The organism is Streptomyces sp. NPDC005931, assembly GCF_042871235.1.
Classification (GTDB): Bacteria; Actinomycetota; Actinomycetes; order Streptomycetales; family Streptomycetaceae; genus Streptomyces.
This window is the reverse complement of sequence record NZ_JBIAIG010000014.1, coordinates 163,543-177,120: the sequence shown is the minus strand read 5'-3', so window position 1 is coordinate 177,120 and position 13,578 is coordinate 163,543. Positions and strand designations below refer to the sequence as shown.

Below are 13,578 nucleotides of genomic sequence, written 5' to 3'. Positions count from 1 at the left end.
AGAAGGTCCTGACCGACCACGCGGACATCGCACAGGCGGCCGTCGTCGTCCGAGAGGACCAGCCCGGCGACACCCGCCTCGTCGCCTACGTCGTCCCCGACACCGCCGCAACGGCGAGGGACGAGGAGGAGCCGAGCCAGATCGGCGAGTGGCGGGATCTGTACGACTCGCTGTACTCCGCGCCCGGTTCGGAGTTCGGCGAGGACTTCTCCGGCTGGAACAGCAGTTACGACGGCAGGCCGATCCCGCTGCCCGAGATGCGGGAGTGGCGTGCGGCCACGGTCGAGCGGATCAGGGCACTCAGGCCCGGCCGCGTGCTGGAGATCGGAGTGGGCACCGGTCTGCTCCTGGCCCGGCTGGCGCCCGAGTGCGAGGAGTACTGGGGCACCGACTTCTCCCCGGTCGTCGTGGAGGCGCTGCGGCGCCATGTCGACGCCGATCCCGAGCTGGCCCGGCGGGTGAGGCTTCGTGTGCAGGCCGCGCACGAGCACGGCGGGCTTCCGCGGGACCACTTCGACACGATCGTGCTCAACTCGGTCGTCCAGTACTTCCCGAACGCCGGATACCTGGCACAGGTCGTCGAGCAGGCCTTCCGTCTGCTCGCGCCCGGTGGCGCCCTGTTCATCGGTGACGTCCGCAACCCGCGGCTGCTGCGCACCTTCGCCGCCGGTGTGCACACGGCGCGTGCCGAGAACCCGGCCGACACGGCCGCGATCCGCCGTGCCGTCGAACAGAGCCTGGTCCTGGAGAAGGAACTCCTCGTCGACCCCGAGTACTTCACCGCCCTCACCCACCACGTCCCCGACCTCGCGGGCACCGACATCCAGCTCAAGCGCGGCACCGCCCACAACGAACTCACCCGCTACCGCTACGACGTCACCCTCTACAAGACCGGCATCGCACCCCAGCCCCTCACCGACGCCCCCACCCGGCCCTGGACCCGCGACCTGGGCGCCCTCGCCGATCACCTGCGGACCGCGCGGCCCGACCGGCTGCGGGTGACCGGTGTGCCCCACACGCGCATCGCGCCGGACCTCGCCGTACAGCGCGCGCTCGAATCCGGTACGGCACCGGAGGACCGGGTCGCGCCCGGCGTCGATCCGGAGGACCTCCACCGCCTCGGCGAGGAGCATGGCTACTGGACCGCGATCAGCTGGAACGCCCACGACCCGGCCGCCCTCGACGTCACCTACGTCAAGGCCGAACTGCTCGGGGGCAGTGTTCCCGTCGGTGCCTACGCGCCCACGGGTGCCGCCGGCCCCGGCACGCCGCTGTCGTCCTGGACCACCAGCCCGGCCACCGGCCGGGGCACCGGCGCCCTGCTCACGGCCGTGCGCGAGCACCTGCGCCGTCATCTGCCCGAGTACATGCGCCCCGCCGCCGTCGTCCCGCTCGACCGGCTTCCGCTCACCGCCAACGGCAAGCTCGACCGTGCCGCGCTGCCCGCGCTCCACCCCGAGCGCGCCGACATCGGCCGGGCGCCCGCCACGCCGCAGGAGCAGGTCGTCTGCGAGCTGTTCGCCGAGGTGCTGGGCCGCCCGGTGGTCGGTGTGACCGAGGACTTCTTCGACCTGGGCGGGCACTCGCTGCTGGCCACCCGGCTGATGGCCCGGCTGCGCGCGGCTTTCGGCGTCGAGCTGGGGCTGCGGAGCCTGTTCGAGGCGCCGACACCCGCCGGGATCGCGGCCCGCCTCGACGTCGACGACGCGGACGGCTCGTACGAGGTGGTGCTGCCGCTGCGCACCGGAGGCAGCAGGCCGCCGCTGTTCTGCATCCATCCGGGCGGAGGCATCAGCTGGTCGTACAGCGCGCTCATCAAACACCTGGGACCGCAGTACCCGTTGTACGGCATCCAGGCGCGCAGCCTGGCCCGCCCGGAACCCCGGCCGGGCAGCATCGAGGAGATGGCGGTGGACTACGCCGACCAGATCCAGACCGTGCAGCCGCACGGGCCGTACCACTTGGCCGGCTGGTCGTTCGGCGGGCTCTGCGCGCACGCCCTGGCCGCGGAGTTCCAGCGGCGCGGCGAACCGGTGGCGCTGGTCGCGGTGCTCGACGTGATCCCCGACTGGCAGGGTCTCACCCACGCCGACGTACCCGCCCCCGACGACCGGGTGATGCTGCTGTACCACGTCGGTCTCGTCGATGACGGCAGCCACCGCCACGACGACGAGGAGATGACCTTCGCCAAGGCGCGGGAGATCCTGCGCCGCCAGGGCAGCGTGCTGGCCAACCTGGAGGAGGACAGGCTCACGACGATCACCGAGATCTCGGCGAACAACACCCACCTGACCGTCGACTACCGGCCCGGCCCGATCGACGGCGACCTGCTGCTGATCGCCTGCTCGGAGCAGCAGGACCCGCCGGTCGACGCCGCGGCCTGGCAGCCGTACGTCCGCGGCACCGTCGAGGCCCATGTGGTCCCCGGCGAGCACGGGACGATGCTGACCCGCTCGGACACCCTGACCGAGATCGGCCGGATCCTCTCGGCCAAGCTCCAGGAACTCACCGGCGACGAGTGACCTTCGCCGGCCGCCCACCGGGCACCACCGTCCGCTTTTTGCGAGGACCGACACCCGAGGACTGACAACGATGCTGACCGACGTGCTCTCCGTCGACCTGGCCAAGGCCTTGGCTGCCGTGGACGGCTGGCTGAGCGACTACATCCGCCGACCGCACAGCGAGCTCGGACGCCCCGGCCCGGTGTGCCCGTTCGTCGAACCGGCCCAGCGCGCCGGTGCGCTGGAGATCCGGGTCAGGCTGGTCGGCCCCACCCCGAGCCAGACCCTGATCGACGAGATCGTCCGCTGTGGCCTGGACGAGTTCAGCGAGGTCGACTGGAGGTCCGGCAACCCGAATCTGCGCTCGCTGCTGCTCGTCCTGCCGGACCTGCCGTCCGAGCACCTGCACCTGCTGGACGCGGCGCACACCGCGCTGAAACCGGAGAGCGTGCGGCGCGGACTGATGATCGCCCAGTTCCACGAGAAGTGCCGGGAGAAGGCCGCCCGCAACCCGGCGTTCGAGGTGAGCTACGCCCCGGTGCCGATGATGGCGGTGCGGTCGATGGCGATCCACGACGTGCTGTTCCTGGCGGAACGGCGGGAGTGGTTCGAGGAGTACGCGCGCCGCTTCGGGGCCCGCTACCACAACTCGGCGCACGGCATCGACCCGTTGCTGACCGAGGTGTACGAACGGGCTCGTGCCGCCTACAGGCCGGGGAGCTGAGCGTATGCGCGACGAACCGCGGCCCGGGGCCACCCGGTGACCGGCGCCGCCGTGTACCGGGGCATGGACCGGGCCACGCTGGACCGGCAGTACTCGCCGAGTTCCCGCGTGCCGAGCCTGGACGCCTACCTCCGTGAGTACGAGCGGCTGAGCGAGGCCGCCCGCCGGGACCACCCGGTGCGGACCGCTCTCGCCTACGGCCCGCACCCGGCGGAGACGCTCGACTACTTCCCCGGCACCGGCCCGGGGCGGGCGCCGCTGCTGGTGTTCGTGCACGGCGGGAACTGGCAGGCGCTGGGCCGCGCCGAATCGGCGTTCCCGGCGCCGCCGTTGCTGGCCGCCGGTGCGGCGGTCGCGGTGATCGAGTACGCGTTGGCACCGGATGTCGGCCTGGACGCCATGGCGGGAATGGTGCGGCGGGCCGTGGACTGGCTGCTGCGGCACGCGGACCGGCTCGGGTTCGCCCCGTACCGCCTCCATCTGTGCGGCACCTCCGCCGGCGCGCACCTGGCCGCGATGGCCCTGCTGCCCGACCCGCCGGTCGGCCCGGACGTGTCCGGCCGGATCGCCGGGGCGGTGCTGCTCAGCGGCATGTACGACCTGGAGCCGGTCCGGCTGTCGTACGTCAACGACGCACTGCGGCTGGACGAGGCCGCGGCGCGCCGCAACAGCCCGCTCGGCCGACTGCCGGCACGGCTGCCCGAGGTGGTGGTCGCCCGCGGCGGGAACGAGACCGAGGAATACGTCCGCCAGCACGACCGGATGGTGACGGCGCTGCGCCCCAGGACAGCGGTGACGGAGGTCGTCGCCGAGCGGCGCAACCACTTCGACCTCCCCTACGACCTGGGGGCGCGGGGCACCGGGCTGGGCGACGCGGTCCTTGCGCAGATGCGACTGGGAGGAACGACCACATGACCACCGAGCAGACCACCCAGAGCCCCGGGTGTCCGCTGTCCGCCGGATCCCCGCCGGGCACCACCCCGTACGCGCAGTACGCGCGGATGGACGAACTGCTGGCGCTGCAGCATCCGCTCAGCTCGGCACGGACCGAGCCGGGGTTCATCATCATGAGCCAGGTCAAGGAGCTGCTGTTCAAACTGCTGAACATCGAACTCACCGCCGCGCGGGACCAGTTGGCCGAGGACCGGCTCGCCGACGCACTGTGGACGCTGCGTCGCGCCGCGCGGGTGCAGCAGGTCCTGCTGGTCTCGTGGGAGACGTTCTCCGTACTGTCTCCCGCGGAGTTCGCCGAGTTCCGGGACGTCCTGGGGACGGCCTCCGGCTTCCAGTCGGCCGGCTACCGGCGCCTCGAGTTCCTGCTCGGCAACAAGAACCCCGCGATGACCGAGCCGCACCGCAGCACGGCCGGCCACGACGCGGTCGTCGGCCAGCTCCACGAGCCGAGCCTGTACGACGCCGCGCTCGCGCTGCTGGCCCGCCGCGGGCTGCTCACGCCGGGCGACTGCCCGGACCGGGACACCACCCGGCCGTACCGCAGCGGCGCGGAGGTCGAGGAGGCCTGGCGCTCGGTCTACCGGGACCCCGTCCACCACCACGACCTGCATCTGCTGGCCGAAGCGCTGATGGACACCGCCGACCAGTTCGCCCGCTGGCGTTACACCCATCTGGTGACCGTGCAACGGATGCTGGGCGACAAGCCCGGCACCGGCGGCACCGAGGGCGTGGCCTGGCTCGCCCGGATCAGTGAGCACCGCTTCTTCCCGGAGCTGTGGTCGGTGCGCTCCACGCTCTGACCCGCCCGGCCGGTGACGGCCTCCCCGCAGACGGCAGGAACACGGCAGACGACGACACGAGAGACGAGGAGGGCCGATGGAGGGCGGGATCCCGCGCACGGTGGCCGAGGAACTGGACGCGGCCGACCCGCTGGCCCCGTTCCGGAAGCGGTTCGTCATCACCGATCCGGAGCTGATCTACCTGGACGGCAACTCGCTGGGGCGGCTGCCCGCGGCCACGCCGGACGTGCTGCGGGCCGTGGTGGAGGAGGGCTGGGGCGGGGGCCTGGTGCGGTCGTGGGAGGGCTGGATCGACTGGGGCGCCCGGCTCGGCGACCGCCTCGCCGAGCACGTACTCGGTGCCGGGCCCGGCGAGGTGGTGGTCTCGGACTCCACGTCGGTCAACCTCTACAAGCTGGCCGGCGCCGCCCTGGACGCGGCTCCGGAGCGCGGCACGGTCCTGATGGACGCCGAGGACTTCCCGACCAACCGGTACGTCCTCCAGGGCCTCGCCGAGCAGCGCGGGCTGCGGCTGCGCCGGCTCCCCTCCGCACTCGACGGCGGCCTCGACCTCGACGTGCTGCGCTCCGCCCTGGACCGGGACGTCGCTCTGGTGGTGCTGTCGCTGGTGTCCTACCGCAGCGGGGCGCTGCTGGACATGGCGGAGATGAACGAACTGGCCCGCGCGGTCGGCGCGCGGGTCCTGTGGGATCTGTCGCACGCCGCCGGAGCCGTCCCCGTCGACCTGGCCGCGACCGGTGCGGAGCTCGCCGTCGGGTGCACGTACAAATACCTCAACGGCGGCCCGGGTTCACCCGCTTTCCTCTACGTGTGCCGCGCCCTGCAGTCCCGGCTGCGGCAGCCGGTGTGGGGCTGGTTCGGGCAGCGCGAGCAGTTCCTGATGGGCCCCGACTACGATCCGGTGCCGGGCATCGAGCGGTTCCTGGTGAGCACGCCGCCGCTGCTGTCGCTGGCGGCGATCGATCCGGCCCTCGCCCTGGTCGAGGAGGCCGGCGTGGCGCGGATCAGGGCGAAGGGGCTGCGGCTGGGCCGGCTGGCCGACGATCTGGCGGATGCCTGGCTCACCCCGCTGGGTTTCCGGCCGGCCTCGCCCCGCCCGCCGGAGCGGCGCGGTGCGCACCTGTCGCTGCACCACCCCGACGCCTGGCGGATCTGCCAGGCGCTTGCCGCGGACGCGAAGGTCGTCTGCGACTACCGGGTCCCGGACCGGCTGCGGATCGGCCCGTCCCCGCTCTACACCCGGTTCACCGACGTATGGGACGCGCTGGCCCGCATCCGCGAGGTCGTGGCCGAGGGCACCTACGCCTCCCGGCCCGCCGGCCTGGCGCGGGTGACCTGACCACCTCCTGCACGAGACCCACCACCTCAGCCGATACGGAGTGCCCATGGCAAACGCATCCCCGCTCACCACCGACGGACTGGTACAGATCCTGTTCGGCTCCTCGGCCTTCCAGATGCTCAACGCCGGCCGCAATCTGGGGCTGTTCACCCTGTTGCACCGGCGGCCGGGCCTGACCCCGCCGCAGATCGGCCGGGAACTCGCCCTGGAGGAGCGCCCGGTGCAGATCCTGCTGCTCGGCACCACTGCCCTGGGGCTGACGGTCCGTCAAGGCGACGCGTACGAGAACGCCGATGTGCTGAACGGCCTGTTCTCGGACGGGACCTGGGAGATCATCGAGGACCTGATCGAGTACGAGGAGCGGATCGTCCGGCCCGCCGAGGTGGACTTCACCCAGTCGCTGCGCGAGAACACCAACGTCGGCCTGCGACGGATCAAGGGCACGGGGGAGGACCTGTACCACCGGCTGTCCGCGGATCCCGACCTCGAGCAGCTGTTCTACCGCTGCATGCGGTCCTGGTCCCGGCTGTCGAATCCCGTGCTGGTGGAGAAGGCCGACCTCACCGGTGTGCGCCGGGTGCTCGACGTGGGCGGCGGCGACGCCGTCAACGCCATCGCTCTCGCCGAGGCCAACCCCGGTGTCGAGTTCACCGTCCTCGATCTCCCCGGCACGGTGGAGATCGCCCACCGCAAGATCACCGAGCACGGCCTGGAGGACCGGATCTCCGTCCGGGCCGCGGACATCTTCGCCGACCCCTATCCGACGGGGCACGACTGTGTGCTCTTCGCCAACCAGCTGGTGATCTGGTCGCCGCAGGAGAACGTGCGTCTGCTGTGCAAGGCGCACGCGGCCCTGCCGGACGGCGGGCGGGTCCTGGTGTTCAACGCCATGTCCGACGACAGCGGCGACGGACCGCTGTACGCGGCCCTGGACAACGTGTACTTCGCGACGCTGCCCGCCGCGAGCAGCACGATCTACCGGTGGGGCCAGTACGAGGAGTGGTTCGCCGCGGCCGGTTTCGTGAAGCCCGAGCGGCTGCCCGGCGGCCGGTGGACGCCGCACGGCGTGATCAGCGCGGTCAAGTGACGCCCCAGCGAGAACCGGAGCCGACCATGTCCCACACGTTCCAGGACGCCCGGCCGGCCGGTGGGGGAGCGGTGTGCCCCGCAGGCCCGCACATGATGGACCCGGACCTGCTCGCGGACCCCTTCGGCGGTTACGGCCGGCTGCGCGAGCAGGGCCCGGTCGTCCGCGGCCGGTTCGTCGACGGCACTCCGGTGTGGTTCGTCACCCGCTACGACGACGTCCGCGCGGTGCTGCGCGATCCCCGGTTCGTGAACACCCCCTCCCACGTGCCCGGCGAAGGGGGTGCGGATCCGCGCGAGGGCATGATGGAGCTGCTCAAGGTCCCCGAACACCTGCGGGTCTACCTGCTCGGCTCCATCCTGGACAGCGACCCGCCGGACCATCCCAGGCTGCGCCGCCTGGTGACCCGGGCGTTCGCGGCCCGCCGCATCCTCGATCTGCGCGCCGGTATCGAGCGGATCGCCGACCGGTTGCTCTCCGAGCTGCCGCACCGGGAGCGGGACGGGGCGGTCGACCTGCTGGAGCACTTCGCCTACCCCCTGTCCATCACGGTGATCTGCGAGCTCGTCGGGATCCCGGCGGCCGACCTCGAGCGGTGGCGGGAATGGGGCGGCGACCTGGTGTCGATGCGGCCCGAACGGCTGCAGCACTCCTTCCCCGTGATGATCGACTACTGCCACGAACTGATCGAGAGGCGCCGCGCCGCACTCAAGGACGATCTACTGAGCGAGCTGATCCGGGCCCAGGACGACGACGGCGGACGGTTCAGCGACACGGAGATGGTCACCATGGTGCTCACCCTGGTGCTGGCCGGTCACGAGACGAGCGCGCATCTGATCGGCAACGGCACCGCGGCGCTGCTCACCCACCCCGACCAGCTGGCGCTGCTGCGGGGAGACCCGGACCTGCTGCCGCGCACGGTGCACGAGCTGATGCGGTGGTGCGGCTCGGTGCAGGTGGCGCGGCTGCGCTACGCCACCGAGGACCTGGAACTCGCCGGCACGCGCGTCTCACGCGGCGACGCGGTCCAACCGGTGCTGGTGTCGGCCAACTTCGACCCGCGGCACTACACCGACCCGGACCGGCTGCACATCACACGCCAGCAGGACGGGCAGGCCGAGAACCACGTGGGCTTCGGTCATGGCATCCACTACTGCCTGGGTGCCACGCTGGCCCGGCAGGAGGGCGAGGTGGCGCTCGCCCGGCTGCTGGCGCACTACCCGGACCTCACGCTCGCGGACGGCGATCCGGAGCTGGAACGCGCCCGGCTGCCCGGCAGCTGGCGGCTGAACTCGCTGCGCCTGCGGCTGCGGCGGTGACGGTGAGCGCAGCACTGAGGGCTCCACGGTGTGTTCCGTGGAGCCCTCAGCCCTGGGGGGTGGGTGGTCGTCGTCGTCAGGTGCGAGGCGGGTCGTCCGCCACGGCGATGGCCTGGACGGGGCAGGCCAGAGCGGCCTCCGTCACCTGCCGTGGGGCCGTCGTGTCGGTTCCTCCGGGTACGAGCGTGCCGTACCCGTCGTCGTCCTGGGTGAACACCGCGGGTGCCGTCAGGGCGCACTGCCCGGACCCGATACAGGTGTGGTGGTCGATGCGGATCTGCATGAGGGGCCGTCTCCGGTGGTCGGGCGGGCGGGCCGTCAGTGACCGAGTTCGTGCGCGGCGGCGCGGTCGAGTGTCAGAAGTATCCATTCCTCGAAGTCCCGGTCTCCCCTCGAGGCGGCCTCGCGCCAGCGCTGGACACGGTCGCAGGGCGCGCTGATCCGGGGCAGACTGGCCTGCGCGGGCGCGGTCGTCCGGTTCCCCCTGCGGTTCTCCCGCAGCTGCAGCCGGAGCCGGTTTCTGGACCAGCCGTGCTGCTCCGCCCGGTCGAGCCAGGCGTCGGCCTCCGCCGGCGGCAAGGAGGCGACCTCGGCGTGGTGGCCGAAGCTCAGGGCTTCGCGTCGGCGCCAGAGCTCGAAGTGGCGTGCCACCCATGCGTAGTTGCGCAGTGTCTGGTAGTCGAGCCCGGCGGCCTGCACTCCGGTCTGGTAGCGGTCGGCGTAGCGGTCCTGGCCGTAGACGAGCCAGTCGCCCAGGCACCAGGCGGAGGAGTCGGCGATCTGGAAGATGTGCTGTCCGGCCTTCTCCCATCGGTCGTATGTGAGGGTGGCGGGGATCTTCAGGCCGACCCGGGTGGTCAGGATCCGTTCCTGACCGCCGGGCCTGCGGGGATGGGCCGCTTCGCCCGCTCGGCGGCCGACTGGTAATTGACGGTTGCTCTGGTGGTACTTGGCGATTTGCTGCACCGGCATTCTCCTGGAATTGAGGCACTGACGCATCTCGCACCAGTCGTCGCGCCCTCGAGCCATCAAGGGCGCAAGCTGAAAAAACCGTAGATCACCGCCCGAGATGCCGTCAATGAACATTTCCGGCCGGGGTATGACCGATTGGGGTGCAATCGTTTTCCGGGCTGACACCCGCACGGGCGCATTGCTGCGGAGCCGTGCGGGCCGGCCCGCACGGCTCCGTCAGGGTGTGCGGACGGAGGCGTGAACCGTGCCGTCGGAGTCCGCCCGTACCGCCGCCTCGATGCCGTCGAGGATCACTTCCAGGCCAACCCGGAACGCCTCCTTCGCCTCACGCTCCATGTGCGACGCGGCGCCGCCCGCCTCCGCCCCCGTCACGGCGGTGAGGGTCGCGCTCGACTCCAGTGCCGCCAGGGCGGGGAAGCGTTCGGCGAAGTCGGGCGCGAACTCCGTGAGCAGCGCGGACCGCTCCGCCCACCACTCCTCGTCGGACACCCCGGTCTCCGGGGCCGCCTCGCGGTGCTCCGCGGCGACCCGGGCCATACCCCGCACGAACTGGAACAACACGGCGATGACACGCCTGACGTGCAACGGGTCGAGTCCGGTCTCGCGCAGGATCCGCACCACCGTCTCCAGTTGCCCGTACTCGCTCGGCCCGAGCACCGGTCTGGCCTGGGAGACCTGCAGCACCCAGGGGTGGCGCAGATGGAACGCCCAGACGTCCTCGGCCCAGGCCGTGATCGCCGGGCGCCAGCCTGCGCCGGTGCCGTACTCGGTGGGCAGCTCCGCCAGTACCCGATCGTGCATGAGGTCGACCAGTTCGCTCTTGCTCGGCACGTAGGTGTAGAGCGCCATGGCGGTCCGCCCGAGCTGGGCCCCGACCGCCCGCATCGACAGAGCCGCCATTCCCTGTTCGTCCGCCACCGCGACCCCTGCGGCCACGATCGTGTCGATGTCGAGTCCCGGCTTGGGCCCGGGCCCGGTCCTGGCGCCCCCGGATTCGGCCGAGCGCCAGAGCAGAGCCATGGAACGGCGGGCGTCGCCCTGTCCGGCAAAGACAACCACCTTGCAACTCCTTACTGCGTAAAGTAACCTCGTCGAGCATCTCTTTACGGTGTAAAGATATCAGGTCGGCGCCGGTCCGCCCCGGGCTGCCCGACGTTCGTGGAAGGTTTTCGATGGCAGAGCTCCCCGTCACGTTCATCCAGGTCACCGACATCACACGCATCACACCGCGGATGGCCCGCGTGACGTTCGAGGCCGACCACCTCGACGACTCCGTCGGCCGGTCTCCGGACCAGCAGCTCAAGCTCTGCTTCCCCCGGGCCGGCCAGCGACTGCCCGTCCTGCCGGAGCAGAACGACGACGCCGCGAGCTGGTACCAGGCGTTCCTGGCCATCCCCGAGGACGAGCGGCCGTGGATGCGCAGCTTCACCCTCCGGCGGCGCGTACCCGGGACCAGGACCGTCGAGATCGACTTCGTCCTGCACGGCGACACCGGCCCGGCCACCGGCTGGGCCGGCTCGGCCCGCCCCGGTGACCGGCTCGGCATGGTCGGCCCGTCGGCGGTCTACGCCCGGCCGGTCTCCCTCACGGACTCGATCGCCGCGGCCGACTGGCTGCTGCTCGCCGGTGACGAGACCGCGCTGCCCGCCATCGGAACCCTGCTGGAGGCCCTGCCGAAGGAAGCCCGCGCCCTGGTCTACATCGAGGTCGCCGACCACACCGAGCAGCAGTCCTTCGAGACGGCGGGGGACGTCACCGTCCACTGGCTCTACCGCGACGGGACCCCGCCGGGCCGCAGCGAGGTGCTGCCCGATGCCGTCCGCGGGGCCGAGTTCCCGCCAGGGCGTCCCTTCGCCTGGCTGGCCGGCGAGGCGGGCGCGGTCCGGGCGCTGCGCCGTCACCTGGTCAACGACCGGGGACTGGACAAGGGGTCGATCGACTTCAGCGGCTACTGGCGTTTCAAGCTGACCCAGGACGACGCCCCGACCTCCGAGGACATGGCCGAGGCGCAGGAGCGGCTCGCCGAGTTCCAGGCAGCCGCCGATGACCACTCCTGACGATCCGAGCGGCGGAGCCCGACTCCCGACCGGGCACCGCCGCGACCCGGCCGGACAACGGCCGGGACGAGAGAAGGACTGCATGATCACAGTGCGAGGTCTTGCCCGCCGGTTCAGCCTGCGGGGCCGTACCGTCGACGCCGTCAAGGGCATCGACTTCGATGTGGCGGCCGGGGAACTGGTCGGCTTCCTCGGACCCAACGGGGCCGGCAAGACCACGACCTTACGGATGCTGACCACCCTGCTGCGGCCCACCGGCGGGGCCGGCACCGTTGCCGGGTGCGACCTGCTGACGGACCCTCAGGGCGTCCGGCGCAGAATCGGCTACGTCGCCCAGGGCGGCTCCACCTGGCCGGAGTCCAAGGTCGCCGAGGAGATCGAACTGCAGGCCCGGCTGTACGGGCTGTCACGGGCCGAGGCACGGCGGCGCGGCGCGCTGCTCGCGGAGCGGCTCGATCTGGCCGGCCTGGACCAGCGCCCCGCCAAGACGCTCTCCGGCGGTCAGCGCCGTCGGCTCGATATCGCGCTCGGCCTGGTCCACGAGCCGGCGCTGGTCTTCCTCGACGAGCCCACCACCGGGCTCGATCCGCAGAGCCGGGCCAACCTCTGGGACCACGTCCGCCGTATGCGCACCGAGCAGGGCACGACCGTCTTCCTCACCACCCACTACCTCGACGAGGCCGACGCGCTGTGCGACCGGATCCTCGTCACCGACCACGGCACGATCGTCGCCGAGGGAACCCCGGACGAACTCAAGGCCCGGGTCGCCGGTGACGCCGTCACCGTCGAGGTGGCCGACCGGGCCGCGCGGGCGGCCGAACTCGCCGAGCGGCTGCCCGGCGCGCACGAGGTGACCGTCGCCGCCGACACCGTGCGGTTCCGGGTGCCCCGTGGCGACACGGCCCTGCCGGAGCTGCTGCGCGCCCTCGACAGCCACGGCATCGCCATGGCCTCGGTCAAGGTCAACCGGCCCACCCTCGACGACGTCTTCCTCAGCCTGACCGGGCGCTCCCTGCGCGACGGCGAGGCCACGCCCGAGGCGATGGAGGCAGCCCATGCTGCGTGACACCCGGCTGATCTTCCTGCGGGACATGAGGCTCTCGCTGCGCAGTCCGACCTGGCTGATCATCGGGATCATGCAGCCGCTGCTGTACCTGTTCCTCTTCGGACCGCTCATGGTGAAGGTGGTCGACCACACCCCCGGCTTCCCGCCCGGCGGTGCCTGGGAGGTGCTCACCCCGGCCCTCATCGTCCAGACGGCGCTGTTCAGTGGTTCCTTCGCCGGGGTGGGGCTGCTCACCGAGTACCGGGTCGGCGTGGTCGACCGCTTCCGCGGCACCCCGGCCAGCCGGGCCGCACTGCTCTTCGGGAAGGTCCTGGCCCAGGCCGTACAGGCCACCGCGCAGTCCACCCTGATCGTGCTGGTGACCCTCCTCGTCTTCGACCTGGACGCCCCGGCGTCCGGCATGCTGCTCAGCCTGGCGATCGCCGCGGTGCTGGCCATCACGCTGTCCTCGGGGTCGTACGCGCTGGCGCTCGTCCTCAAGAGCGAGGCCGCGTTCCCCTCGCTGATGAACGCCGTACTCCTGCCGCTCCTTCTGTTGTCCGGGGTACTGCTGCCCGTCTCCGAGCAACTGGCCCCCGGCTGGCTGTACAACATGGCCCGGATCAACCCGCTGACCCATGTGGTCGACGCCGAACGTGCCGCGTTCCGCGGGGACATGAGCTCGACGGGGCTGCTGACGGGCTCTCTCGTCCTGCTGCTCATGGCCGCGCTCGCCCTCCTGTGGGGCACGCGGACGTTCCAGAAGGAGAACGCCTGACG

13 protein-coding genes are annotated in these 13,578 nt (G+C 71.7%); 10 read left to right on the top strand and 3 right to left on the bottom strand.

All coding sequences use genetic code 11. The annotated features are described in order from the left end of the window. The 7 genes from ACFYOV_RS27710 to ACFYOV_RS27680 form a co-directional block, all read left to right on the top strand. Positions 1-2,522: thioesterase domain-containing protein (locus ACFYOV_RS27710; protein ID WP_389092034.1), on the top strand; the 2,522-nt coding region annotated here is incomplete at its 5' end. 70 nt (positions 2,523-2,592) lie between these two features. Continuing rightward, positions 2,593-3,225: a DUF6875 domain-containing protein gene (locus ACFYOV_RS27705; RefSeq protein ID WP_389092032.1), complete on the top strand. Its 633-nt coding sequence runs from the start codon at positions 2,593-2,595 to the stop codon at positions 3,223-3,225. Positions 3,226-3,261: 36 nt separating this feature from the next. Further along, positions 3,262-4,140 carry an alpha/beta hydrolase gene (locus tag ACFYOV_RS27700; protein ID WP_389092029.1) on the top strand — a complete coding sequence of 293 codons (879 nt, stop codon included), beginning with the start codon at positions 3,262-3,264 and terminating at the stop codon, positions 4,138-4,140. Further along, positions 4,137-4,979, top strand: coding sequence for a tryptophan 2,3-dioxygenase (locus ACFYOV_RS27695; RefSeq protein WP_389092027.1), 843 nt, complete (start codon positions 4,137-4,139; stop codon positions 4,977-4,979). Before ACFYOV_RS27700 ends, ACFYOV_RS27695 begins: the two co-directional genes overlap by 4 nt. A 76-nt stretch (positions 4,980-5,055) precedes the next feature. After that, a complete protein-coding gene (locus tag ACFYOV_RS27690; RefSeq protein WP_389092024.1) occupies positions 5,056-6,318 on the top strand; it encodes a kynureninase in 1,263 nt (420 codons plus the stop codon). A 46-nt stretch (positions 6,319-6,364) separates the two neighbouring features. Then, positions 6,365-7,405, top strand: coding sequence for a methyltransferase (locus ACFYOV_RS27685; protein WP_389092023.1), 1,041 nt, complete (start codon positions 6,365-6,367; stop codon positions 7,403-7,405). A gap of 26 nt (positions 7,406-7,431) precedes the next feature. After that, the gene (locus ACFYOV_RS27680; RefSeq protein WP_389092020.1) at positions 7,432-8,724 is read left to right on the top strand and encodes a cytochrome P450; all 1,293 of its coding nucleotides are present in this window, start codon (positions 7,432-7,434) and stop codon (positions 8,722-8,724) included. Between the two features lie 76 nt (positions 8,725-8,800). On the opposite strand, the gene ACFYOV_RS27675 is transcribed toward ACFYOV_RS27680, so the two are convergent. The 3 genes from ACFYOV_RS27675 to ACFYOV_RS27665 form a co-directional block, all read right to left on the bottom strand. Then, positions 8,801-9,007, bottom strand: coding sequence for a ferredoxin (locus ACFYOV_RS27675; RefSeq protein ID WP_389092019.1), 207 nt, complete (start codon positions 9,005-9,007; stop codon positions 8,801-8,803). A 35-nt stretch (positions 9,008-9,042) separates the two neighbouring features. Further along, the gene (locus ACFYOV_RS27670) at positions 9,043-9,690 is read right to left on the bottom strand and encodes an LmbU family transcriptional regulator (RefSeq protein WP_389092016.1); all 648 of its coding nucleotides are present in this window, start codon (positions 9,688-9,690) and stop codon (positions 9,043-9,045) included. 222 nt (positions 9,691-9,912) lie between these two features. Then, positions 9,913-10,755: a TetR/AcrR family transcriptional regulator gene (locus ACFYOV_RS27665; RefSeq protein ID WP_389092013.1), complete on the bottom strand. Its 843-nt coding sequence runs from the start codon at positions 10,753-10,755 to the stop codon at positions 9,913-9,915. A gap of 113 nt (positions 10,756-10,868) precedes the next feature. On the opposite strand from ACFYOV_RS27665, the gene ACFYOV_RS27660 reads away from it, so the two are divergent. The 3 genes from ACFYOV_RS27660 to ACFYOV_RS27650 all read left to right on the top strand — a co-directional run bounded on the left by ACFYOV_RS27660 (position 10,869) and on the right by ACFYOV_RS27650 (position 13,576). Then, on the top strand, positions 10,869-11,753 hold the full coding sequence (locus ACFYOV_RS27660; RefSeq protein ID WP_389092010.1) for a siderophore-interacting protein: 885 nt from the start codon (positions 10,869-10,871) through the stop codon (positions 11,751-11,753). Positions 11,754-11,835: 82 nt separating this feature from the next. Then, positions 11,836-12,819: an ATP-binding cassette domain-containing protein gene (locus ACFYOV_RS27655; protein WP_389092008.1), complete on the top strand. Its 984-nt coding sequence runs from the start codon at positions 11,836-11,838 to the stop codon at positions 12,817-12,819. After that, positions 12,809-13,576: an ABC transporter permease gene (locus tag ACFYOV_RS27650; RefSeq protein WP_389092005.1), complete on the top strand. Its 768-nt coding sequence runs from the start codon at positions 12,809-12,811 to the stop codon at positions 13,574-13,576. The genes ACFYOV_RS27655 and ACFYOV_RS27650 overlap by 11 nt, the downstream gene beginning before the upstream one ends. Positions 13,577-13,578: the final 2 nt, after the last annotated feature.